The following is a 23,411-nucleotide window of genomic DNA, read 5'->3' as shown; positions in this document are numbered from 1 at the left end:
AGAAACCTAATTAAATTAAACAGATGTCAAACTCAAGAAGAAATTTTATTAAACAAACAGGTATCGGCCTTATAGGAGCATATGTAGGATCTTCCTTTTTGTCCTCATGTGCTAATACCAACATTTCTAAAGGAAATGGCCCATTTGCTAATATCGGATTACAGGCATATTCTTTACGTGACCTCTTAGTACAAGACACAAAACTTACCTTAGAAACGATTGCTAAAATAGGGTATTCTCATATCGAGACCTTTGGTGTAGATGTGGTGAATAATTCTTTTTGGGGAATGAAAGTTCCTGAGTTAAAAAAATATTTAGCAGATATCAATCTAGCAACGCATAGTGGCCACTATGATATGAGCAAGTATCTAGATCGCAACAGTACAGAGAAAGAAAGTATAGAGAAATATATAGATATAGCGGGCGAATTGGGTCAAACCTATATCATTGCCCCAGTAACACCGATGCATGATTTGAATAATCTTCAAGTAGATGATTATAAATATGCAGCAGAACAACTAAATAAAGCAGGGGAACTAGCAAAAAAAACAGGTAAAACTATTGGCTATCACAATCATTTTTGGGAATTTAGAGAATTTGCAAACGGCACTAGAGGATTAGATATACTGTTAGCCTTTACAGACCCTGAGCTAGTAACTTTTGAGTTGGATATGTATTGGATTGAAAAATCTGGTTTAACAGCACAATCCTATTTCAAAAAATACCCTGGAAGATTTGCCATGTGGCATATCAAAGATATGAGTAAAGCTTATACAGAAACAATTGTTGGTAAAGATTATGACAAATTGCCACTTGATTCTATCTTCGGCAAAATCAAATACACAGAAGTAGGAACTGGTGCTATAGATTATACACTATTAAAAGATAGCGAAAAAGAATCGGGTTTAAAATTAGCTTTTGTGGAACAAGATGACATTTACATCCCCAACAAATTTGAGAGTATTCAAAAAAGCTATGATTATGTACAAAAATACCTAGCTAAATAAATAAATAGATAATATTACCGCTACAAAGTCGCTATCATACTATATGAAAGCGACTTTTTTTGTAGGTATATGTCATTGCATAAAAGCATAAATTTGCCTTTTCAAGAATATTCATTTAGCTTTGCGCCATTCATGAAAGTAAGAAAAACGCTCCTCTATAGTCTGCTATTCTTAATCGCGGCACTGCAATGTCTATTTATAGGAGGGATAATATACGAACAGCAACAGCACTTTTATGTGTTACCATTTATAATATTATTTATCTTCTTATTTGCCTCATATTTCCATAGTTATATCCGAGAATATCATATTCAATATGACTCTTGGCAAAGTGGAATATGGATTTTCGGTGGTGCTACTATGGTTTGGATCCTACGCCATCATTTGTACTTAGATGCTGTACTCGCTACCGCAATAACTGGAGTTTTGGCCGGACTATTACCACTTATATTTAGAGACAACAAATATATCGCTGCATTGCCTGCGGCAATTTATTGTGGTGCATTTATCGCTATGACAAATATCCAAAAAGGATATGTATTTGTACTATTAGCATCCTGCTTCTGCTTCTTTGCCTATATATTAGCAAAAACGATAATGAATGGTATTGGCGGCAAGCTAGGAACTTTAGCATTTATCGGCGTTGTATTAGCTTATTTATTATATTATATCGTCGAATGGATCTAACATACTATCTTTCGCTTACGCTTTCGGCTCTAATAGCAGCTATAGGAACCTATCTATTTCACAACAAGTATGATAAGGTAAGCCCTGTACTTGCATCTGCTTCATTGACATTAGTGATTACATTAATATGTCATAACTTTACCCCTTCCAATGGAGTACCTACCGATCAAATACCTTATGTATTTATCGGAGGATCATTTATTGGCATGAGTACACGCAAAAAAACAAAAACAATACTTAATATTAGCCTAGCAAGTTTATTTTTTAGTTTAATATACTTTAAGTCTAGTCAGTTTTTTCAGGGCTATGGTGGTGCTTTAGGCTTGTCAGCTTGTATATCCGTATTAATAGTTATTACTAGTAGCAAACTTTTAATACGCTCTAAACATTACATTCGAAAGAAACGAATTCAATAATATAAGACATAAAAAAAACAGCATATTTACTATGCTGTTTTTTTTATGTCTTATAAATATCAGGTATTAAAATTTCATATTCTCGACTTCTGTAGCCGTTTCTTCTACCTTCTCTTTTAAGCCTTTCTTAAAAGCTAATAAATTAGTTCCGATTTGGTTATCATTAGTGCCAATAATCTGTGCCGCTAATATACCCGCATTTTTTGCTGCATTGAGCGCTACAGTAGCTACAGGGATACCATTAGGCATTTGCAATATTGATAAAACAGAATCCCATCCATCTATAGAATTAGATGACTTTACAGGAACACCAATCACAGGCAAATGTGTAATTGATGCTACCATTCCTGGTAAATGTGCAGCACCACCAGCACCAGCGATGATTACTTTCAATCCTCTTTCTGCAGCACGCTCTGCATACTCAAACATACGGTGTGGTGTGCGGTGTGCCGAAACAATAGTTACTTCAAAACTAACACCTAATTCTTTCAATACATCTACAGCATCTTGCATAACAGGAAGGTCAGATTTACTTCCCATTATAATCCCTACTTGAATAGTTTCTGAACTCATATATTTTTAAGCTTTTACTTTTAATATTTTTTGTACTTTTCTAGCATTACTAATCGCCAATTCACGATCAGCATTTACGATACATACGTGCCCCATCTTACGAAAAGGTTTGGTGTATTTTTTACCGTAAAGGTGAACATAGACACCGTCCATGGCTAATATATCTTCCACACCTTCATATTTTGCTAATCCTTCGTATCCTTCTTCACCCAATACATTTATCATCACTGCAGTGTTGATCGTATCTGTATTTCCTAATGGAAGATTAAAAATCGCTCTCAGGTGCTGTGCAAATTGCGAGGTATAATTACCTTCAATAGTTTGATGACCTGAATTGTGTGGACGCGGAGCTAATTCATTTACTAATATCTCTCCATCCTTTGTCAAGAACATCTCTACAGCCAATAAGCCTACAATCTGTAAGTTATCTGCTATCTTAATAGCCAATTCTTTCGCCTTAGTTTGAATTTCTTCACTGTATGTGGAAGGAGAAATCAAGAACTCTACCAAATTAGCTTGAGAATTGAATTCCATTTCTACCATTGGGAAAGTTACAATTTGTCCATTATCATTGCGCGCCACGATAACAGCTATTTCTTTTTCAAATTCTACTATTTCCTCAATGATACTGGGTTCTTCAAATGCTGTCAAAAGATCCTCCTGGGTACGAATCATCTTTACCCCTTTACCATCATAACCATCTTTACGCAATTTTTGAACGTAAGGAAGCGGGATATTAGCCGAAGTTAAAGCTTCTTTGTTGGATATCAATTGGAAAGCCGATGTAGGAATATCGTTTTGCTTAAAGAATTGCTTTTGCATTCCTTTATCTTGAATCAAACGGATAATGCGAGATTGAGGGTATACAACTACTCCTTCATTTTCTAATGCTTCTAAAGCATCTACATTAACTTTCTCTATCTCGATTGTGATCATATCCAAATTCTTACCGAAATTGTATACTGTATCATAATCACTCAGTGAGCCACACTCAAAATGATTACATAATTTGCGACATGGAGCATTCTTGTCCGGGTCCAAAATATGTACATTTACATTGTAATTAATGGCTTCTTGGATAACCATACGTCCTAATTGACCGCCCCCAAGAATACCTAATTGCAACTCACCATAAAAATCTTTTGCCATAATTTTATTTATACTTAAACTGTTTCTTCAAAATATTTTTCATGAAGAATATGTTCTTTCTCTATTGTTTTTTGTAATTCTAAAAATGCACCTATCAATGCTTCAGGTCTTGGAGGACAGCCCTGTACATATACATCAACAGGAATAATTTTGTCTACTCCTTTTACCACATGATAGCCATGTTGCCAATATGGGCCTCCACAATTGGAACACGAGCCCATGGATATTACATATCTAGGCTCCGGCATCTGCTCATACAATCTCTTGATACGATCAGCCATTTTGTAAGTAACCGTACCTGCAATAATCATAACATCAGATTGACGAGGTGAAGGACGTGGAAATACGCCCAATCTATCTAAATCATAAGTGGATGCCATAGCACCCATCATTTCAATAGCGCAACAAGCAATACCAAAACTCACAGGCCACATGGAGGATAATCTTGCCCAATTAAGCAGGTCATCCATTTTTGCAATAACTACACCGTCAGATTTTAACTGCTGCTCAATACTCATAATTATGATTTCTTGAATCTAGGTTTAAAACCTACAGTACTCGGTGCCTTAGCTACGTTTTCGTCTGCTACCCCCGATACTATAGTTTCCTGTATTTTATAATCTTTCACTTCGTAAACTCTATTATTAATACTATCATAGGCGGATCTAGGTATATTAACGTTTACTACTGGGGTAGTATGTGTTGGTTTAATCCAATTCAAATCACCTCTCTTCCATACATATAATAATCCCAATATTAGAACACCAAGAAATAGGCACATTTCAATTAATGTAAACCATCCCCATCTTGCATCTGCAGTGATAAATTCAGCATTACCAAAGACCGTAGCCCACGGGAATATAAATATTAATTCTACATCAAATAATAGAAAGACCAATGCGATAACATAAAAGCGAGGATTAAACTGTCCCCATGAAGTACCTATTGATTCTTCACCACATTCATATGTACTTAATTTGATAGGATTTGGTTTATTGGGCGAGATGACTTTTGATAAAAATATAGTTGCACAGACCAATACAGCTCCCATTATTCCCATTAGGAGAATAGAACCATAGGCGGATAACTGCGTGGGGTAATCGTCCATATTACAAAAATAACAATTAATTCTTTTAGTTCTAAAAATAAGCAAGATTTTTTAAAATTCAGAATTTTAGAAAAATTCTAATCTATTGAATATAGGAGCCGCTAATTATTTTTCCAAGATTAGAGCTACATTAGAATTAGATTAGATTGTATAAAATACGATATAAGGGTACAGTGTTTCAAAATTAAAGACACTAGCTGCACTTTCATTAGAACTAAGCTTAATAGTAAGCTCTTGTAAAAAAGATTACAACGAAAGTTCTACTCTAGAAATTCCTTCACAAAATTTATCTAAAGATCAGTATATTTCAAATTTTACTAAAATATTATCTAAACTCGCTTATGAAAATAAAGAGGTAAGAAAGTTATTGAAAGAGGAAGCTATTAAGAAATTTGATAAAAATTATAATGTTCTTTATTACCTTGTAAAAGATCGTAAAATCAAAGAAAAAACTTTTAGAGAATTACTGGTCGAAACATCTTCAGAAGAACAAATAAGCCAAATTGAAAACAATGTCCATTTGTTAAATATTCTCATTCCTGAGATCGCATTGTTTAATATTAAAGCAGAAAACTTGGAAATAAAAGATAATGAAATTCCAGTTGCTGTAAAAAAAGAAAACGGCACCTATCTTTATCTAAATGGCAAAATGGAGATGATAGTTCCCAAAGGAGAAATCCCTGATTTCCATGTTCTGGTAGTTAGAGAAAATAACAGAGTAGATCCGACTTCGATCTCATATAATAAAATAATTAATATAGCTGCCTCACAAGTACCAAATTTAGAAAAATAGATCCGGTTTCTACCCCCAGAATATGATAACATAAATAACAATGAGAACAACAATATCCACCCGATAGTCCTTGAGTCTTATAATTACTTTTATAGTGATACTGTTACTTGATATTACTAAATTAAAAGCATATCAAAGAGATTATATTTATTATAGCTTAAAATCAAAAGATGACAAAGGTTATATAAATCAAAATCTAAAAGATTACTTAAATTATATTGAAGTTGACTCAAGAGTCTATTTTAAATTTTCTTTAGACGCGGATAAGAAAGGAAATCCAAATATCAAAGAAAGAGAAGTAACTAGAAGAAAATATAGTTTTACTACTGACGAGCTTATTGATAGAATGTGGACTAAAGGAGCTTATGAATTTCAATTTGAAATAGTTAATTCTAATCGCAACACTAATACTAACAATATCTTGTTCAAAAAACAAGGATAACGCCGAGCCTAAGCCTTCTCATACTGAAATACTTCATCATATTGCTGTTATAAAGAAAGGTATACCAGTAAAAATAACCTCAAATACTGATGAAGGAAAGTTTGATTTTGAAATAACAGAAAATGCAAATAACATACCTTATAAAGTTAAAAATGGATTTTCATTTACGGCAACATCTAACGACGCAGATAATATTATGACTATAATAATTACTCATAATACAACAAAATCAGTAATCAAATCAGAGCAAGGAAAGTTCTTTGTAAAAGCCAGTTCAGAATAAGGCTAGCTCTTTATATAATTTAGCTTATCAAGCAGAAATTCTAAAGAAAATCATCTTTAGACAACAAAAAAGAGGCTGTATCATAAGTCATTTTTGGTCAAGTACGACCAAATTAAATTTCAATACATATAGTCTCTTAACCCAAAAAACGGCAATTATCGATTTGATAATTGCCGTTTTTACTAGATTTCTTAATTTAAAAAGAAGCAGTCAGAATTTAATTCTGTTTTTACGTTCAGCTTTTTTGTTTTGATACAGCCTCTTTTTTATTTTATTATTCATAAATACTTAGAAAGGTCTTCCTCCTCCTGGCATTTTAGGCATATTTTTCATCATTTTAGCAGCCATCGCTGGGTTAGACATTTGCTTCATTACCTTACGCATGTCCATAAACTGTTTGATCAATTTATTTACCTCATCAATGTTAGTACCCGAACCTTTAGCGATACGGTTTCTACGCTTCAAATCAATAACATCAGGATTCTCACGCTCAAATGGCGTCATAGAATCTATAATTGCCTCAATAGGTTTGAAAGCATCATCTTCAATCTCCACGTCCTTCAATGCTTTACCAGCACCTGGAATCATACCAATCAAATCTTTCATGTTACCCATTTTCTTGATTTGTTGAATTTGAGATTTAAAGTCGTTGAAATCAAATTTATTCTTACGAATTTTCTTTTGAAGTTCTGCGGCTTGTTTCTCATCAAATTGTTGTTGCGCGCGTTCTACCAAAGATACAACGTCACCCATCCCCAAAATACGAGAAGCCATACGCTCTGGATAGAAAACATCTAATGCTTCCATCTTCTCACCAGTACCGATAAATTTGATAGGTTTATTTACGACAGATTTAATAGATAAAGCGGCACCACCACGTGTATCACCATCTAATTTTGTCAATACAACACCTGTAAAATCTAATCTATCGTTAAATGCTTTTGCCGTATTTACCGCATCTTGACCTGTCATTGCATCTACTACAAACAAGATCTCTTGTGGTTGTGTAGCATCTTTAACAGCAGATATCTCCTGCATCAATGCTTCGTCAATCGCAAGACGACCAGCTGTATCGATGATGATTACATTATTACCATTACGCTTGCCTTCTTCTACCCCCGCTTTCGCAATAGCTATAGGATCAGTAGAAACACGATCTGTAAATACAGGAACACCTACTTGGCTACCTAATATTTCGAGTTGATCGATCGCAGCAGGACGATATACGTCACCAGCTACCAATAAAGGTTTCTTGCCCTTGGTTTCTTTTAAGTAGTTCGCTAATTTCCCTGTGAAGGTAGTTTTACCAGCACCATTTAGACCAGCGATAAGAATTACTGTTGGGTTTTTGGATAAATCCAACTCCGTTACCGAACCACCCATCAATTCTGTCAACTCATCATTCATGATTTTTGTTAACAATTGCCCCGGCGAAATACTCGTTAATACGTTTTCCCCTAAAGCCTTTTGTTTTACATCATCTGTAAATGTTTTGGCAGTTTTGTAATTCACATCGGCATCTAATAATGCTTTGCGAATTTCTTTCATCGTCTCCGCGACGTTGATTTCTGTAATATTTCCTTGTCCTTTTAATACCTTAAAGGCTCTATCTAACTTATCCTGAAGATTTGAAAACATAGTTAATCTTTTGAAATTCTTATGCTAAAGTCCAAAGTTACGAAATTGCATCGAAAGGATATCTATCGAATTCATAAAAAGAATGGAGATAAATTAGAATTGAGACAGGAATAATCTAAACATAGGTTTCATGCTGTATAGATGTTTCACAATATTCAACATGACAGATAAAGCACAACAACCTTAACTTGTCATCATGATCGAAGGAAGGATCTAAACATAGGTTTCATGCTGTATAGATGTTTCACGATGTTCAACATGACAGATAAAGCACAACAACCTTACTTGCCATTCTGACGACAGGAAAAATCTAAACACAGGTTTCATGCTGTATAGATGTTTCACGATATTCAACATGACAGCCTAAACACAAAAAATAACCTTATGTTGTCATCCTAAACGCAGGAAGGATCTAAACATAGGTTTCATGCTGTATAGATGTTTCACGATGTTCAACAGGACAGCCTAAACTCACAAAAAATAACCTTATGTTGTCATCCTGATCGCAGGAAGGATCTAAACGTAGCTTTCATATTGTATAGATGTTTCACGATGTTCAACATGACAGAAAACAAAAAATATTACTTACCATTCTGACGACAGGAATAATCTAAACATAGGTTTCATGCTGTGTAGATGTTTCACGATGTTCAACATGACAGTCTAAACACAAAAAAAACTTATGTTGTAATTCTGTCGACAGGAAGGATCTAAACGTAGGTTTCATGCTGTGTAGATGTTTCACGATGTTCAACATGACAGATAAAACACAAAAAAAGGAGATAAAACGAATTATCTCCTTTTCAAAATCCTATAAATGAAGATTAATCTCTTCTTCCAGCTAATAAACTAGCATAATATAATAAAGTCACTAATGCTGATAATGCAGCAACTACATAAGTCATTGCAGCCCACTTTAAGGCGTCTTTTGCACCGTCATGTTCTTGACTACTATGAGTTATATGTGCGGTATCTAACCATGCTAATGCTCTTTTTGAAGCATCAAACTCGACAGGTAATGTTACAAAAGTAAATATTGTAGTAATTGCTAATGCGGCAACACCTATCTGTAATAAAAGGTATGATTCGGAGAAAATCACCAACATAACACCGATCATTAACGTAAATGACACTATTTTAGATGCAATATTCACCATAGGTACCATCGAAGAGCGAAATGTTAACCAAGAGTAAGCTGTTGCATGCTGCACAGCGTGCCCACATTCGTGAGAAGCTACTGCTGCTGCTGCAATACTACGTCCATGATACACCTCAGGACTAAGATTTACAGTTCTATCCGCAGGATTATAATGGTCCGTCAATTGACCTTCAACGGAAATGATTTTGACATCGTATATATTATTATCATGAAGCATTTTTTGAGCGATCTCTGCTCCAGACATACCCGAAGAAAGTGGCATTTCAGAATATTTTTTAAATTTACTTTTAAAACGACTCTGTACCAACCAACTAATAATACCTATACCAATTAATAAAATCCAAATACCCATATCTTATATTTTTAATTTCTATTTTACAATTTACCCAATATCAATAATAATTCCACAATTATATATTACTTCTAAAATAACAAAAACTACGTCTTTAAGATTATTTATAGCATTAAATAATGACAGTTTGACACAAAAACAACATATAATGACACTATTACGGTTAATGTGCTACCCATTTATAGTTCCCATCTACAAACTTTATTTTGGCATCATCAATTAAATGGCGTACCACCTCAAGTTTAATTTCATCACTCCCAATCGTTATGGAATCTATCAAAGCATGCAATTCCCTATCCTGATCCAGCAATAGAATACGCACCTGCTGCTCAATATTTTGATGCATATTTCTTTTATGAATACGCATCAGACAAAGATCACAAGCACCACATAATTCAGCTTCCATTTCTCCAAAGTAGGTAAGCAAAGCTTTACTGCGACATTCCTTGGTATCCAAATATCCGAAAATAGCCTCTATTTGCTCTCCTTTAATCTGTTTGCGCTCCCGTATAAAATCAGTATCAATATACAGATTTTTATAATCCACCCTACTTTGCAAAAATTGTAACTGAGGTTTATCAGTACTTTTAATATACGAGGCAATCTGTTGTTTTTGTAATCCCTCAAGAAGGCCAACGATTACATCATAAGGCAATCCCAATTTTTTGGCAAATTCATACTCATTGATAGCGACAAAAAAATCAAATACACCGCCATAAGAACGTAATATTACTTTTATCAAACCATCATATTTTACAGCTTGCACCTGAAATTTGTACAACTCCTGAAAATCAATCTCAAATTTGAATCTTGAGGGAATAAATACAGCCTCCGATAAGGACAACCATCCATCACGCTCCAAAAACTTTAATGCGCTGATAGTAGGCATTACCTCCAAATTGTACTTCTTTGCAAATTCAATGATATCAAAATCAAATATCAAACCTGCACCTGCACCATATGCAATTTGGTAATGATTGGCTAAATGATGATAAACCTGTTGTATAAATAGAACAGAAGGAAAACTTGCCTCATAATTATTTGACAACCTAACTCTATCCTGCTGTTGGTATAATAACACAGGGAATGCCTTTTTATCATCTCGACCTGCGCGCCCTGCTTCTTGGTAATAGGCTTCCAATGAATCAGGGATATCCAAATGTACAACAAAGCGTACATCAGCTTTATCGATCCCCATTCCAAAAGCATTGGTAGCAACGATCACACGTGTACGGCCTTTTGTCCAGGCATCTTGTTTCAATTCTCTTTCCTTCAGGGCTATTCCTGCATGATAAAAATCAGCAGAAACACCATTATTCACTAAGAAACGAGCTACCTCTTGAGTCTCTCTTCTATTTCGTACATACACAACACCGCATCCCCCCGTTTTATGGACTATCCGAAGCAATCTATTCATCTTATTCTCTTCAAATAATGCCATATAGCCTAAATTTAGCCTAGCAAAACTTTTCTGGAGAACATTTTTCGTTTTGAATAACAGTTGTTCTTGAATATCCTCGACAACCCGAGGAGTTGCTGTAGCCGTCAGTGCCAGAAAAGGAACTTTGGGATGAATCTCTCTGAGTTTAGCAAGGTTAAGGTAAGAGGGGCGGAAATCATATCCCCATTGTGATATACAGTGCGCCTCGTCTATAGCAAAAAGATTCACTTTCATATAACGGATTCTCTCTTGTACCAGCTCAGCATACAAGCGCTCAGGTGCAATATAAAGAAACTTAATCTTACCAAAGATGCAATTATCTAAAGCAATATCAATCTCACGATACGACATCCCCGAATAAATAGCTATCGCATCTATTCCTTTGGCCCGTAGATTTTGAATCTGATCTTTCATCAAAGCGATCAAAGGACTGATCACAATACATATGCCCTCTTGCATCATCGCAGGAACTTGAAAACAGATTGATTTACCTCCTCCCGTCGGCATCAATGCCAATGTATCTCTCCCTTGTAGGACAGCATCAACAATCTCATCCTGCAAAGGACGAAATTGGTCATACCCCCAATACTGCTTTAAAACTGAAAGACTGCTTTGCATATTCATTAATCTCCATCCCAAACATAAGCAAAATTATTTTTCAGGAGATAGATAGAATTGGTATTTAAGAAGTCTTTCTCCACCATATCGATAATTCTTTGAGAATTTGAGCCATCGATAATAATCGTAGCATGCTTAAAATATTTTAATAAATGTGTTATTTCATTCTTATTATTTTTTCGAAAAATAACACAATTATAATGGCTTAGCGAATCCATATTGATAATATCTTCCAAGATTAAAAAACGTTTTTCTCCAATTTGTATTTCTAGGTTCATCCTTTTATCAACAGATAAAATATTTACAAATTCAACATCTTCTTGCCGTACATAACGTGTCAAATCGGGTAATACAGCATATTTGAGGGTAGGATGATTAATAGAATCAAATGTCGTCCATAAAATAGCTTTCCCTTGTTTGATATTTGCTAGTGCAATAGAAGATCTAACATTATATATGCGATAGCCTTTATAATTATTTAAAAATAACCTTATAGCCACAGAATAACTCGATAAAAAAAACAAGCATATCATCATCATTACGAGCATTCTCTTATTGCCATAGTTGAAAGCTAATATTAGAAAAAGTAAAATTAACGACAAGGTTATAGATTGCACAGCATCCCATATGATACCATGGAAAACGGACATCGGTAACTGTGCAATAAACCGTAAACCATCGACCGAAAAAAGAATTATCGGATCCAAAAGATATCCTAAAATAACGCTTAATATATCAATTGGAATAGCAGCTAATAAAATACCTAGATACATTATTATCGTACTTGGGAGTGCTATAAACAAATTGGCAAATAGGAAATATAGCGGGAATTGTCCAAAATAATATAATGCAAAAGGTAAGGTAAATAATTGAGCAGCAATAGATACATAACAATATTCTACGGGCAATTTCAACCATCTATTCGAAGGGCACCAAAGATCTTTCAATATGGGAAATAATAAAAGAATCCCTAAAATAGCCGCATAAGAAAGTTGAAAACCAACATCAAACAAATATTGAGGAGAAAGCAGCAATATTAATAAAGCAGATGCTAAAAGAGTATTTACTGCTATTTGTCTTCTTTTAGAAATAATAGATACGATAAAGAAAGATATCATAATCCCTGCCCTCATTATGGGAGGGCTCATGCCCGTTAGAATCACATATCCCCAAATAACAATAAAGATTAGTACGCACCGGATTAACTTTCCATACTTAATTCTATCAAGTATTTTCAATAAATAAGACAATAATAAAAATACCAAACTAACGTGCAAACCAGAAACACTCAATACATGTATGGTTCCTGTATTACGGAAAGCATCCATCGTGCTAACCTCAACCTCTGAGCGATAACCAAATATTAGCGCTATAGCAATCTGAAATGCTTCTTCATTATGGAGGTATTGTTTAAAACGAGCCATTAGTTTCTTACGAAGCTCCAATGATTTATCGATCAAAAAATTCCCTTTCCCTTCGGCTATTTTTTTATATCCTGTAACGTTAAGAATGCATTGATACCATATCTGCTTATTTGTTAGGTAACTTCGATAATCAAATTCATATGGATTAAGAGGAGCCGAAGTGTCCGTAATTTTATTTTGAAATACAATGACATCCCCATAACCCAAAACCTGATCAAATAAAGAATCTCTAAGAAGCATAACTAACAATCGTCCATTGACAGGTTTACTTGTATTATTACTATCTACAGCATGTATCATACGCAGCGGAAAGCGGATTGTCTTCTCTTTGAACACAGGCTCATCATCTACCACTCCAATAAGTTGAGACGCATTACTGTTCGCAAAATGCGAAGGATCCGTAGTAGGCTTATTTATAGATATTAGCCACATCCCTAACACAAACATCAGTATATAAAACCCGATGCTAAACAATTGTTTTCTAAAGTTACTACAGATTTTGAATTGCGAAACAATAAGCAAGATGAAGCAACATACAATTACACAAGGTAAATAAGCTATATGTATTAGATCATACCATTTACCAAAGACAATCCCAATTGCTAATGCTAGCACAGGTTTGAAAAGTGGCACTTTGGAAAAGCTCAGCTGAAGTATATCCGTCTTCACCATTGCCAACGCATTTGAAATTTGATATCAGATCTTATATTTCCATTGGATACATCCAAACCAGATCCTACAGATTCTCTATTTATATAATAAGTTAAAGCATACCGAGTCCAAAAATCAAGCGCTTTTGCGATTCGCCAACGTATATTGAGATACGTTCGATAGCCTTTATCATAATATATTGGGAAGGAAGAAGCGTATAACACATCATTTTCAAAGGCAAATATCCTACTATTAAAATCGGTAGTATTAAAATATGCCACTCGCGTATTAAGTTGTAGCTTTCTTAAACCTTTCCAAAAGATATCTTGATAGACTAATAATCCTTTGCTTGGGTCATTAGCTTCTTTGTTAAACAAGGCTAGTTCAATACGTGAACGCATATTCCAAGTATCATTCCATCTATATTGATAATCAAATCGCAATTGATTACGATTAATATCACCTAATACATTGGTATTAAATTGGGGTAGGTTTATATTTTCTTGACGTAATCGATGTCTATAACGAATAGCTATCTTTCCTTTTTTATACCAAGAGTATGTCAATTGACTAAGAAAATCAGTTCCCTGACTAGGTGCATCAACTCTGAATTTTAACCATGGAAATCTAAATATATCGACATAATTTACCCATTCAATCTTTCTATTAGGATGTAAAACGAATCCGGCGTATATACCACTTTCATTTGCTACCGTTGACCCTTCACTTAACGACTGTGCATAAAAGCTATGGTAATCACGCGCATAATTTCTATAAGTGGTAAATAGAGATAATGTAGGATGTAAACTTGCTATAATGCCATTGATAGTAGCATAAGCACCATTAAAGCTATAGGCCGTTTCTCCAAAAATATAATAATTGCGGTATGTCGTTTGATAAGAAACACCCAACTGATGCAATGATTTGCCCTCGAAATCAAATATATTTCTAACATTAGTAGCCTTTAATTTACGTCCGTTAAATTGTAAACCCATATAAGTAATCCCTAACTTCCATCGCTTGTATCGATAACTGATATTGGAACCATAGATGATTTGCTTTATTTGATTACGATAGGACAACTCCGTTGGAGTTCGATGTAATCCTGTTGAAGAAATAGTAGTGATTGTATTTTCAGTAGTATCCGATTTTTGGAGATTCCCAGACAAGCTATTATAGGCGATAAAAGGAGTCCATTTCCATTTACCTAATTCTATTTCGGCAGATATTCCACGTTGGTAATTATTCTCATTGAGGGAGGAATATCCTTTCAAGCCGGCTCCTTGCCGTGCGACAGCGCCTATCCATACCCCTTTACCAAAACTCAAACCATTCCACACGACCAATCCTTGTCCAAATTGTAACGCATAATCTCCTATTACGAGTTTACTGACACTTTTATTCAATTTATTAAACTCGATATGTGCAGAATAGAAATCAAAACCATAACGCTGTTTATTATAAAAAAAAGGTTCACCAGCATCTTTTTTCATATTGACCGATACTTTGATTTTGTTGTCATAATTCCAACGATAGCGTAGCGCATATCGATTTGGATCCCCAAGATAACGAGAGAGTAGCGCGTCTTTAATCTCATATCCACGTTGTTTCTCTAATATTCTACCATAACGTACCATCAATATCTGCTCATCGTTTGCGATTATCTCTTTAAGTGTTAGATTTTTTAGATTCATAACTTGATTTACAGTTACAAAATTGCGGAGCAAAAGAATCGTTTGCAATGATAATCCCGTTATCCCTTGCAATTCTAAGATGCTTATAAAATCCCCCGATACTTTTTTGTGATAAATGATATTTTCAATCTGCTGAGGCGACAGAAATATTAGATTAGACAAGTCTGCTTCAGTCGCTGTATTAAGGTTTAAGGGATTTTTGGTATAGTAACTCAATCGTTCTAGTATCTCTGATACATCAATATCATCTCCTAACTCTTCGGACAATTGTTCCAACAAGAGCTCTTCTATAGAAGTATCTTCTACTTGGGCACTAGAAATAGTACTATTCAAAAACATAGAAATACTTATAATTAAGAATTTCCTAAAAAGCATAGCTTATTGCTATTTGCGGAGAGCTTCCTAATTGTGGATGAAATGAAGTAGCACAGTCTATACGAAAGTTATTAAGCTTTAATCCTATTCCAGCATAATATTGAAGAGGCCCACTAGCGACACCTGTACGAAAAAAAATAACATTATCGATTTCATAAGATATGCCTGTACGAATATTTACTTTTTGTAATGGATGATAATACACATCCGAGGATATAAAAATAGCAGGCGCGATATCATACTTTATACCTATCGCTATTTCTCGAGGAAGGTAATAATCTATATCTTCAGCAAATAGTTGTTGAGAAATATTATTTATTATTAACCCTAATGTCAGCTGATCTATAATTAATACTTGAAAACCCAGATCTAATGAAAAAAAATTGTCATTGCCGTAGTTGGTAATACTATAACTATGGTAATTGAAAGATAACGATGTAGAAAAGAAATCGTCAAATGAGCGTGCATATACCGATGACAATGTCATTAGTGAGGATACTCCAGCTAATCCATATCTATGGATAGATATACCAACGGCACCTTCTTTCTTGATAGGCATCCCTATATAAAGAGCTTGCGTACTTAGCTCGGATGATACAAAATTGGATTGAAATGCTAAGGCCGCTTCTATACCTCTCAATCCCACTAAACCTGCAGGATTATTTGTAATACTATATAAAGATTTTAAGGCTATACCAGAATTTCCAATTCCCTGATAGGGAGCAGCATTAAAAGATTGTGCAAAACTACCCGAGCACAAGAGTAATAATAAGATTACCCTAAAAATCATATCTTTAGATTATTGATTACATAAATCTAACGATTTTAACTTTAAAAATTTAAATTATCTTTAAAATTAATATTCAGAACATAAAAAATGCCAGAGATAATCTGGCATTTTTATATTTTATAAGAATTAACTACACGTCAATCTTAGCATATTTTGCATTTTTCTCGATAAACTCGCGACGAGGAGCTACTTCATCCCCCATTAACATAGAGAATACGCGGTCACATTCAGCAGCATTATCAATTGTTACTTGACGTAAAGTACGGTGCTCAGGATTCATTGTTGTATCCCACAGTTGCTCTGCGTTCATCTCACCAAGACCTTTATAACGTTGTACATGTACAGAATCTTCTTTACCGCTGCCTTTAAGACGTTGGATCGCAGCTAAACGCTGATCTTCATTCCAAGCATACTCAAAATCTTTACCTTTCTTTACTAAATATAAAGGAGGAGTAGCAATATAAATATAACCTCTTTCGATTAACTCACGCATATATCGGAAGTAGAACGTAAGAATCAATGTTGCAATGTGGCTACCATCCACATCGGCATCGGTCATGATTATGATTTTGTGGTAACGAAGCTTAGCAATATTCAAGGCTTTAGGATCTTCTTCGGTACCGACAGAAACACCAATAGCAGTAAACATATTTTTGATCTCTTCATTCTCATAGATCTTATGTTCCATCGCTTTTTCTACGTTAAGGATTTTACCACGGAGTGGCATAATCGCTTGGTAATTACGATCACGACCTTGTTTGGCAGTACCACCCGCCGAGTCACCCTCGACAAAGAATATCTCGCACAAAGAAGGATCTTTGCTCGAACAATCTGCTAACTTACCCGGAAGACCAGAGCCACTCATTACCGTTTTACGCTGTACTAATTCACGCGCTTTACGTGCTGCTGCTCTCGCTTGTGCTGCAATAATAACTTTTTGAACGATAATTTTTGCTTCACGTGGGTTCTCTTCTAAATATTTACCTAGAATCTCACCGACAGCAACATCTACCGCGCCCATTACTTCGGTATTTCCAAGTTTAGTTTTCGTCTGACCTTCAAACTGAGGCTCAGCTACTTTAACAGAGATAACAGCCGTTAGTCCTTCTCGGAAGTCATCACCAGTAACGTCAACTTTAGAATTTTTCAATAGACCAGATTCATCGGCATATTTTTTCAATATACGCGTTAAACCTCTACGGAATCCCGCCACATGTGAACCACCCTCTATCGTATTAATATTATTAACATAAGAGTGTACATTTTCGGAATAGGTATCATTATATTGAAATGATAATTCAACAGGGATTCCTTGTTTGATACCTTCTAAGTAAATAGGTTCTGGTATCAAAGCTGTTCTATTTCCATCTAAGAATTTTACAAACTCTTGTAAACCACCTTGTGATAAAAATCTATCCGTTCTAAACGTACCGTCATCATTAAGCTCACGCTCATCGACTATTGTTAATACAATACCCTTGTTTAAGAAAGCTAATTCACGAAGACGATTCGCTAATGTATCGTAATTATAAACTAATGTCTGTGTAAAGATCTCTGGATCTGGTGAAAAAGTCACGATAGTACCATTCATGTCAGAAACACCTACTTCTTTGACATCGTACATCGGTTTACCTTTTTGATATTCCTGATTGAAAATCTTACCCTCTCTATGTACTTCGGCTTTCAAATGGGTAGATAAGGCATTCACACAAGAAACCCCTACACCATGTAGACCACCTGATACTTTGTAGGTATCCTTATCAAATTTACCACCGGCGTGCAATATTGTCATGACCAACTCCAAAGCAGACTTACCTTCCTTTTTGTTGATTCCTGTTGGAATACCACGTCCGTTATCTTGAACAGAAATTGAATTATCTTTGTGTATAGTGACTAAGATTGTATCACAATAACCCGCAACCGCTTCGTCAATAGAGTTGTCGACAACCTCATACACCAAATGATGTAAACCTTTAGGCCCGGTATCACCAATATACATTGAAGGGCGCTTACGCACAGCTTCTAATCCCTCTAATACTTGAATATTATCCGCAGAATACGTGTTAGGATTATTTTTTTCTTCGCTCATGAAATTATTGAAATAAGAATTTTTTTAACTCTCAAAGTTAACAAAAATAAGCCAGTTAAACAAGTGTTTTTCAGCCAAAAGAAGTGTAAAATGCGGTATAAAAAACACTAAATAATCAAAAAAATGGAAAATTAATTTTTTTATGGTAGGTTTGTCTTACAAAAAGAAATTTTACCTTTAAGCATGAATAAATTGACAACAACATTATCTACAGCTGCAGTAGGATTATCCTTAGCTTTAGTAATCACATCTTGTAACAACGAAGTAAAAAAAACAGATGCTACTAGTAATGATAGTACAAGCACAAGTGTATCCACTGATAACAAAGTAGAGAAAATCGTTTATGTAAATTCAGATAGTCTTTCTGAAAAATTCGTTTATTTCAAAGATATCAGAGATCGATTAGAGGCTAAAGCTAAGAAGGCACAAAATGATCTTCAATCCAAAGGTCAAGCCTTCCAACGAGAAGTAGCTGAAGCAGAGCAAAAAGTAGCGACGATGAGCGCTTCAGAGCGTCAAGCAGTTCAAGAAAGATTAGCACGTAAACAACAAGAATTAGCTCAATTGAATCAAAATGCTTCTAATTCATTAGCACAAGATGAGAATACAGAGATTAATGCTGTTTACACTACTATCAGTGATTACTTGAAGAAACATGCTGAAGAAAAAGGATATCAATATGTACTGACGTATTCGAAAACTAATCCTTCTGTCATCTATGCTGATTCCAAGTTAGACATCACGAAAGAAGTTGTTGAAGGCTTGAATAAAGAGTATACCAATAAAAAAGCTTCTGACAAGAAATAATTAGTATTAAAGATTAAAAAAGGCTTCAGCATATGGAGCCTTTTTTTTTTGATTAAGCGATTTTTTTTATGAATTAATAATTAGTCAAATGATAAATCATGTACTTCAAGAAAACCAATCTTCGTTTGCATGGGTTGATATTTATAATCCGACGGCAGCAGATTTTTACGAATTAGAGAATAGATTTAACATTAGCGGCGCCTCCATCAGAGATGCACTTGAGATCGGTCATTTACCAAAGATTGAAGAATTTGAAGATTATCATTTTCTAATCATACGATCAGTCGCTAATACGATCTCCGAAGATTCAGATGCACTGACGGAAATAACGGATAGAATATCCATATTCTACGGCAAAAATTTTGTGATTACTTCCCATAGAAACAAGATTGACTATTTAGAGCGACTAATTAATACCGATCCTACCAATAAGAAATTACAATCTAGCAAAGCTTTTATAAATGCAATCGTGTCAGAAGCATTAAAGACATTTGAGGAATTTGCCATCCACAATATTGCAACACGATTAGATCATTATGAAGAAGTTGTCTTTTTAAGACAAAGTAGAAAGACATCCCTAAAAAAGATGTATTACTTAAAAAGGCAAATAGATCTTATCCGTAGTATATTGACTTTCTATAAGGATATCGTTGATTATTTTCATATGCCCGAATATAAGAATATTTATACCCAAGATTTGAAAGATTCATTTTCAAGAAGCTTAGCTTTATATAAAAATTCATCCGAAAACACTGCGCAATTACTTTCAATTTACTTCAATATAGAATCAAACCATACCAACGAAATCATGCGTCTATTGACCATAATCTCTGTATTCTTCATGCCGCTGACATTCGTAACCGGTTTGTATGGGATGAATTTTGAAAATATGCCGGGTTTAAAATCACCATATGGTTATATCAGCACAGTAGGAATTATGCTATGCATATCTGTATTGATATTATATTTATTCAAGAAAAAAAGATGGTTGTAATACGCTAGATTAATTTTTTGGGTAAAATAGCGATAAACTCCTTAAGATAAAAAGGTTCGAAATATATGAGATCTTCAACATCTCCATGTTGAAATTTCTCAAATGCTATCTCACTCATATACGCAGAAGAATGTACATATGATGCGTCTACATGAATGTTAGGTTTGTTTGCAAACAAGTCATTCAGCTTTGCTGCACCAGAACCAAAAAGAACAATATCGTTATTTTGGTAAGCATCAAAAGAATGCTCATCAATAATACGTGCTTCTGTAGGAACTAATAAATCCCCTTTACTATTATATACTTCCAGATATACCTCCATACGTCGAGCATCCAACATAGGGATGAACAGTGTATTATCAGTACGAGGCTTGTTATACCCCGCATACATCATCGCTAAGGTATTAATAGCTAATAACGGTATATCTAATGCATACGCTAAACCTTTGGCTGTAGAAACGCCAATACGTAGCCCTGTGTAAGAGCCCGGACCTTTACTCACACAAACAGCTGCTAATTCGGAATATTGAAGATGCAAGGAACTTAATAATTGATCGATAAAAACCGTCAATTTGGAGGCATGCAAATTGGGTTCGGTAGCCTCTACTTGACCGATAGTTTTCCCTTCTAAACTAATAGAAACAGAGCAAATCTCCGTAGCAGTATCCAACTGTAAAATGTAATTACGCATCGTATTATAACAATTTATGGAACTGGATCATGACCATGCCCACCCCAAGGATTACAACTTAATATTCTCTTGATAGCCATCCAACCACCTTTGAAAGGGCCATATTTAATTATAGCTTCTTTCCCATATTGTGAGCAAGTGGGCGTATATCTACAATTTGCTCCTAATAAAGGTGATATAAAAATTTGATAAAAACGGATTATTAACAAAAACAACTGTTGTACTAAGAATCCGAAAAAACCAAAAATCTTACGCACAACAAATCTCTTTAAGTTGATTTAACATTTTAATCATCTTCTCTTCCATTACTTTAAAAGGCAATTCCTCTTTGGCAATGTATTGAATCGCGAAATGCAAATTTAAGACTTTCTCCTGGATAAAAGGATATAGAAGATCCCCCTTTTGCAAACGATAAGCCTCGCGCATGAGTCTTTTGATCCTATTGCGATCATGTGCTTTTTTAAATCTACGTTTAGAAACTGATATAATTACTTTAGCTGCAGCTATATCAGCTGGTAGATATGTGTAGACTACCCTATAAGGGTAAACGACAAAAGAAGAACTACTATGAAAAAGCGCATCAATATCACTTTTACTACATAGTCGTTCTTCTTTTTTAAATGTTTTTTTCATAGAGATGACTTCAATTAGCCGGAAAGGCATTATTAGTCACCGGCGATAAAAAAGAATTAACCTTTATGACGATATTCGTCAGAAACTGTAAGACGTTTTCTACCTTTAGCTCTACGAGAAGCTATTACTCTTCTACCATTAGCAGAGCTCATACGCTCTCTAAAACCATGCTTATTTCTTCTTTTTCTTTGCGAAGGCTGAAATGTTCTTTTCATGACGCTTATTTATATTTTATATATTTTCTACCAATTAATTACCTCTAAGAGGAATGCAAAAGTACTCTATTATTTCTAAAATTACAAGATTTTAAATAAAAAAAATAAGAATGTAAATGATAGAAACTATTTAGCGTATTGCGTATCCTATTTATTTTTCAAAAGATCACGAATCTCTGTTAGTAATACTTCTTCTTTCGTGGGCGCTGGTGCAGGAGCAGGCACAGCATCCTCTGTTTTCTTAAGTGTATTCAACGCTTTAATAACCAAGAAAATACAGAACGCTATAATAGTAAATTGAATAATAACATTAATAAAATTGCCATACTTGATCGCTACTTCTTCCACTCCCGCGGTTGCATTCGCTTCCGTAATAACATATTTCAATTGACTAAAATCAACACCACCTGTCAAAAATCCTAATGGTGGCATAATAATATCATCAACTAATGAAGTTACTATTTTCCCAAAAGAACCACCAATAACAACACCGACAGCCAAATCAATAACGCTCCCGCGCATTGCAAAATCTTTAAATTCTTTAATAATTCCCATTTGATTTATGTTTTAATATAGATTTTTCAAAAATAAATAATATTATCATTTAATGATAAATATTTTCGATATTTATTGCGAATCAAAATTCTATAATTCAATCATTTTTTTATCTTTGTACATTAAGACTAGTAAAAATTATAAATTGTAGATCCATATTAGATCGTCAAATTCATGAAGAAAATACTAATTGCAGATGACCACAGCATAGTTCGACTAGGTGCTTCAATAATCATAAATGAAAAGTTTAAGAATACTGAAATAATTAATGCTACTACAATCGAAGAAGTCTATAATAACCTCCGCGATTCAAAATTTGATCTATTATTACTTGATATTAATATGCCCGGAGGCAACAATATTAAAGTAGTGAAGGAGATGTTAGATTTACAGAGCGATTTAAAGATTCTTATATTTTCATCATACGATGAAAATATTTATGCTTTACGTTATATTGAGGCTGGCGCTGCTGGATTTTTAAATAAAAATACAGCAATGGAAGAATTAGCAAATGCTATACAAAGCATACAAGATCGTGGCAGATATATGTCTGATGCTATCAAAGATTTATATGTACAAAAACTAACAACAAATAAATCTACATTAGACAAAGCTAACCCGTTGTTTAAGCTATCTAACAGGGAGATGGATGTCGCAAAGCACCTGATAGAAGGTCATGGTATACTAGAGGTCTCTAACCTCTTAAAATTAAGCTCTTCAACGGTCTCGACATACAAGAGTAGAATTTTTGAAAAGCTTGCAGTAAACAATATACCGGAGCTAATAGAATTATTCAAATTAAATGAGAAAGAATCATAATAAACAAA

24 protein-coding genes are annotated in these 23,411 nt (G+C 34.4%); 8 read left to right on the top strand and 16 right to left on the bottom strand.

Features of this window, described 5'->3' with window-relative positions:
• Positions 1-23 precede the first annotated feature (23 nt).
• The 3 genes from IP023_RS09955 to IP023_RS09945 all read left to right on the top strand — a co-directional run bounded on the left by IP023_RS09955 (position 24) and on the right by IP023_RS09945 (position 2,110).
• A complete protein-coding gene (locus IP023_RS09955) occupies positions 24-1,007 on the top strand; it encodes a sugar phosphate isomerase/epimerase family protein (RefSeq protein WP_241790130.1) in 984 nt (327 codons plus the stop codon).
• Between the two features lie 132 nt (positions 1,008-1,139).
• Positions 1,140-1,694 (top strand): hypothetical protein, encoded by a 555-nt coding sequence (locus IP023_RS09950; RefSeq protein WP_241790129.1) that lies wholly within the window; start codon positions 1,140-1,142, stop codon positions 1,692-1,694.
• Positions 1,685-2,110: a hypothetical protein gene (locus tag IP023_RS09945; RefSeq protein WP_241790128.1), complete on the top strand. Its 426-nt coding sequence runs from the start codon at positions 1,685-1,687 to the stop codon at positions 2,108-2,110. Before IP023_RS09950 ends, IP023_RS09945 begins: the two co-directional genes overlap by 10 nt.
• Positions 2,111-2,176: 66 nt before the next feature.
• On the opposite strand, the gene purE is transcribed toward IP023_RS09945, so the two are convergent.
• Genes purE through IP023_RS09925 form a run of 4 tightly spaced genes read right to left on the bottom strand, consistent with a single transcriptional unit; the run spans position 2,177 to position 4,940 of the window.
• Positions 2,177-2,683: a 5-(carboxyamino)imidazole ribonucleotide mutase gene (gene purE / locus IP023_RS09940; RefSeq protein WP_241790127.1), complete on the bottom strand. Its 507-nt coding sequence runs from the start codon at positions 2,681-2,683 to the stop codon at positions 2,177-2,179.
• 6 nt (positions 2,684-2,689) lie between these two features.
• On the bottom strand, positions 2,690-3,832 hold the full coding sequence (locus IP023_RS09935; protein WP_241790126.1) for a 5-(carboxyamino)imidazole ribonucleotide synthase: 1,143 nt from the start codon (positions 3,830-3,832) through the stop codon (positions 2,690-2,692).
• 14 nt (positions 3,833-3,846) lie between these two features.
• The gene (locus IP023_RS09930) at positions 3,847-4,350 is read right to left on the bottom strand and encodes an NADH-quinone oxidoreductase subunit B (protein WP_241790125.1); all 504 of its coding nucleotides are present in this window, start codon (positions 4,348-4,350) and stop codon (positions 3,847-3,849) included.
• A gap of 2 nt (positions 4,351-4,352) precedes the next feature.
• Positions 4,353-4,940, bottom strand: a complete 588-nt coding sequence (locus IP023_RS09925; protein ID WP_241790124.1) for an NADH-quinone oxidoreductase subunit A — start codon at positions 4,938-4,940, stop codon at positions 4,353-4,355.
• A gap of 367 nt (positions 4,941-5,307) precedes the next feature.
• Between IP023_RS09925 and IP023_RS09920 the strand changes: the two genes are divergently transcribed.
• Together IP023_RS09920 and IP023_RS09915 are read left to right on the top strand one after the other, a co-directional pair.
• On the top strand, positions 5,308-5,733 hold the full coding sequence (locus IP023_RS09920) for a hypothetical protein (protein WP_241790123.1): 426 nt from the start codon (positions 5,308-5,310) through the stop codon (positions 5,731-5,733).
• A 94-nt stretch (positions 5,734-5,827) separates the two neighbouring features.
• Positions 5,828-6,175, top strand: a complete 348-nt coding sequence (locus tag IP023_RS09915) for a hypothetical protein (protein WP_241790122.1) — start codon at positions 5,828-5,830, stop codon at positions 6,173-6,175.
• A gap of 571 nt (positions 6,176-6,746) precedes the next feature.
• On the opposite strand, the gene ffh is transcribed toward IP023_RS09915, so the two are convergent.
• The 7 genes from ffh to gyrB form a co-directional block, all read right to left on the bottom strand.
• Positions 6,747-8,096, bottom strand: a complete 1,350-nt coding sequence (gene ffh / locus IP023_RS09910; RefSeq protein WP_241790121.1) for a signal recognition particle protein — start codon at positions 8,094-8,096, stop codon at positions 6,747-6,749.
• An 824-nt stretch (positions 8,097-8,920) separates the two neighbouring features.
• The gene (locus IP023_RS09905; RefSeq protein WP_241790120.1) at positions 8,921-9,607 is read right to left on the bottom strand and encodes a zinc metallopeptidase; all 687 of its coding nucleotides are present in this window, start codon (positions 9,605-9,607) and stop codon (positions 8,921-8,923) included.
• 163 nt (positions 9,608-9,770) lie between these two features.
• Entirely contained in the window at positions 9,771-11,666 is a 1,896-nt protein-coding gene (locus IP023_RS09900) for a RecQ family ATP-dependent DNA helicase (protein ID WP_241790119.1), read from the bottom strand.
• 5 nt (positions 11,667-11,671) lie between these two features.
• Positions 11,672-13,762 (bottom strand): ComEC/Rec2 family competence protein, encoded by a 2,091-nt coding sequence (locus tag IP023_RS09895; RefSeq protein ID WP_241790118.1) that lies wholly within the window; start codon positions 13,760-13,762, stop codon positions 11,672-11,674.
• On the bottom strand, positions 13,756-15,810 hold the full coding sequence (locus tag IP023_RS09890) for a helix-hairpin-helix domain-containing protein (RefSeq protein WP_241790117.1): 2,055 nt from the start codon (positions 15,808-15,810) through the stop codon (positions 13,756-13,758). Before IP023_RS09890 ends, IP023_RS09895 begins: the two co-directional genes overlap by 7 nt.
• Positions 15,800-16,600, bottom strand: a complete 801-nt coding sequence (locus IP023_RS09885; RefSeq protein ID WP_241790116.1) for a PorV/PorQ family protein — start codon at positions 16,598-16,600, stop codon at positions 15,800-15,802. The genes IP023_RS09890 and IP023_RS09885 overlap by 11 nt, the downstream gene beginning before the upstream one ends.
• A gap of 130 nt (positions 16,601-16,730) precedes the next feature.
• Positions 16,731-18,689, bottom strand: a complete 1,959-nt coding sequence (gyrB, locus tag IP023_RS09880) for a DNA topoisomerase (ATP-hydrolyzing) subunit B (protein ID WP_241790115.1) — start codon at positions 18,687-18,689, stop codon at positions 16,731-16,733.
• A 183-nt stretch (positions 18,690-18,872) separates the two neighbouring features.
• Between gyrB and IP023_RS09875 the strand changes: the two genes are divergently transcribed.
• Both IP023_RS09875 and IP023_RS09870 read left to right on the top strand, forming a co-directional pair.
• Positions 18,873-19,496, top strand: a complete 624-nt coding sequence (locus tag IP023_RS09875; RefSeq protein WP_241790114.1) for an OmpH family outer membrane protein — start codon at positions 18,873-18,875, stop codon at positions 19,494-19,496.
• A gap of 88 nt (positions 19,497-19,584) precedes the next feature.
• Positions 19,585-20,490 (top strand): CorA family divalent cation transporter, encoded by a 906-nt coding sequence (locus tag IP023_RS09870; protein ID WP_241790113.1) that lies wholly within the window; start codon positions 19,585-19,587, stop codon positions 20,488-20,490.
• A gap of 4 nt (positions 20,491-20,494) precedes the next feature.
• On the opposite strand, the gene tsaB is transcribed toward IP023_RS09870, so the two are convergent.
• The 5 genes from tsaB to mscL all read right to left on the bottom strand — a co-directional run bounded on the left by tsaB (position 20,495) and on the right by mscL (position 22,584).
• Positions 20,495-21,181 (bottom strand): tRNA (adenosine(37)-N6)-threonylcarbamoyltransferase complex dimerization subunit type 1 TsaB, encoded by a 687-nt coding sequence (tsaB, locus tag IP023_RS09865; RefSeq protein WP_241790112.1) that lies wholly within the window; start codon positions 21,179-21,181, stop codon positions 20,495-20,497.
• 14 nt (positions 21,182-21,195) lie between these two features.
• The gene (yidD, locus tag IP023_RS09860) at positions 21,196-21,438 is read right to left on the bottom strand and encodes a membrane protein insertion efficiency factor YidD (protein ID WP_241790111.1); all 243 of its coding nucleotides are present in this window, start codon (positions 21,436-21,438) and stop codon (positions 21,196-21,198) included.
• Complete coding sequence (gene rnpA, locus IP023_RS09855) at positions 21,431-21,814, bottom strand: ribonuclease P protein component (RefSeq protein ID WP_241790110.1); 384 nt, start codon at positions 21,812-21,814, stop codon at positions 21,431-21,433. The genes yidD and rnpA overlap by 8 nt, the downstream gene beginning before the upstream one ends.
• A gap of 56 nt (positions 21,815-21,870) precedes the next feature.
• A complete protein-coding gene (gene rpmH / locus IP023_RS09850) occupies positions 21,871-22,029 on the bottom strand; it encodes a 50S ribosomal protein L34 (RefSeq protein WP_241790109.1) in 159 nt (52 codons plus the stop codon).
• Between the two features lie 147 nt (positions 22,030-22,176).
• The gene (gene mscL / locus IP023_RS09845) at positions 22,177-22,584 is read right to left on the bottom strand and encodes a large-conductance mechanosensitive channel protein MscL (RefSeq protein ID WP_241790108.1); all 408 of its coding nucleotides are present in this window, start codon (positions 22,582-22,584) and stop codon (positions 22,177-22,179) included.
• A gap of 174 nt (positions 22,585-22,758) precedes the next feature.
• On the opposite strand from mscL, the gene IP023_RS09840 reads away from it, so the two are divergent.
• A complete protein-coding gene (locus tag IP023_RS09840; RefSeq protein ID WP_241790107.1) occupies positions 22,759-23,403 on the top strand; it encodes a response regulator in 645 nt (214 codons plus the stop codon).
• Positions 23,404-23,411 lie beyond the last annotated feature (8 nt).

The sequence above is a fragment of the Sphingobacterium rhinopitheci genome, assembly GCF_022627575.1.
In the GTDB taxonomy this organism is placed as follows: Bacteria; Bacteroidota; Bacteroidia; order Sphingobacteriales; family Sphingobacteriaceae; genus Sphingobacterium; species Sphingobacterium rhinopitheci.
Note: the sequence above shows the minus strand (reverse complement) of the source record. Positions and strands in the feature narration are given on the sequence as shown.

Coding starts and splice junctions, on each gene's coding strand:
- IP023_RS09930 (WP_241790125.1), bottom strand. CDS start 4,350: ATGAGTATTGAGCAGCAGTTAAAATCTGACGGTGTAGTTATTGCAAAA.
- IP023_RS09885 (WP_241790116.1), bottom strand. CDS start 16,600: ATGATTTTTAGGGTAATCTTATTATTACTCTTGTGCTCGGGTAGTTTT.
- IP023_RS09870 (WP_241790113.1), top strand. CDS start 19,585: ATGATAAATCATGTACTTCAAGAAAACCAATCTTCGTTTGCATGGGTT.
- tsaB (WP_241790112.1), bottom strand. CDS start 21,181: ATGCGTAATTACATTTTACAGTTGGATACTGCTACGGAGATTTGCTCT.
- IP023_RS09950 (WP_241790129.1), top strand. CDS start 1,140: ATGAAAGTAAGAAAAACGCTCCTCTATAGTCTGCTATTCTTAATCGCG.
- IP023_RS09935 (WP_241790126.1), bottom strand. CDS start 3,832: ATGGCAAAAGATTTTTATGGTGAGTTGCAATTAGGTATTCTTGGGGGC.
- IP023_RS09840 (WP_241790107.1), top strand. CDS start 22,759: ATGAAGAAAATACTAATTGCAGATGACCACAGCATAGTTCGACTAGGT.
- IP023_RS09890 (WP_241790117.1), bottom strand. CDS start 15,810: ATGCTTTTTAGGAAATTCTTAATTATAAGTATTTCTATGTTTTTGAAT.
- rnpA (WP_241790110.1), bottom strand. CDS start 21,814: ATGAAAAAAACATTTAAAAAAGAAGAACGACTATGTAGTAAAAGTGAT.
- IP023_RS09945 (WP_241790128.1), top strand. CDS start 1,685: ATGGATCTAACATACTATCTTTCGCTTACGCTTTCGGCTCTAATAGCA.
- mscL (WP_241790108.1), bottom strand. CDS start 22,584: ATGGGAATTATTAAAGAATTTAAAGATTTTGCAATGCGCGGGAGCGTT.
- ffh (WP_241790121.1), bottom strand. CDS start 8,096: ATGTTTTCAAATCTTCAGGATAAGTTAGATAGAGCCTTTAAGGTATTA.
- rpmH (WP_241790109.1), bottom strand. CDS start 22,029: ATGAAAAGAACATTTCAGCCTTCGCAAAGAAAAAGAAGAAATAAGCAT.
- IP023_RS09905 (WP_241790120.1), bottom strand. CDS start 9,607: ATGGGTATTTGGATTTTATTAATTGGTATAGGTATTATTAGTTGGTTG.
- gyrB (WP_241790115.1), bottom strand. CDS start 18,689: ATGAGCGAAGAAAAAAATAATCCTAACACGTATTCTGCGGATAATATT.
- purE (WP_241790127.1), bottom strand. CDS start 2,683: ATGAGTTCAGAAACTATTCAAGTAGGGATTATAATGGGAAGTAAATCT.
- IP023_RS09925 (WP_241790124.1), bottom strand. CDS start 4,940: ATGGACGATTACCCCACGCAGTTATCCGCCTATGGTTCTATTCTCCTA.
- IP023_RS09900 (WP_241790119.1), bottom strand. CDS start 11,666: ATGCAAAGCAGTCTTTCAGTTTTAAAGCAGTATTGGGGGTATGACCAA.
- IP023_RS09895 (WP_241790118.1), bottom strand. CDS start 13,762: ATGGTGAAGACGGATATACTTCAGCTGAGCTTTTCCAAAGTGCCACTT.
- IP023_RS09955 (WP_241790130.1), top strand. CDS start 24: ATGTCAAACTCAAGAAGAAATTTTATTAAACAAACAGGTATCGGCCTT.
- IP023_RS09875 (WP_241790114.1), top strand. CDS start 18,873: ATGAATAAATTGACAACAACATTATCTACAGCTGCAGTAGGATTATCC.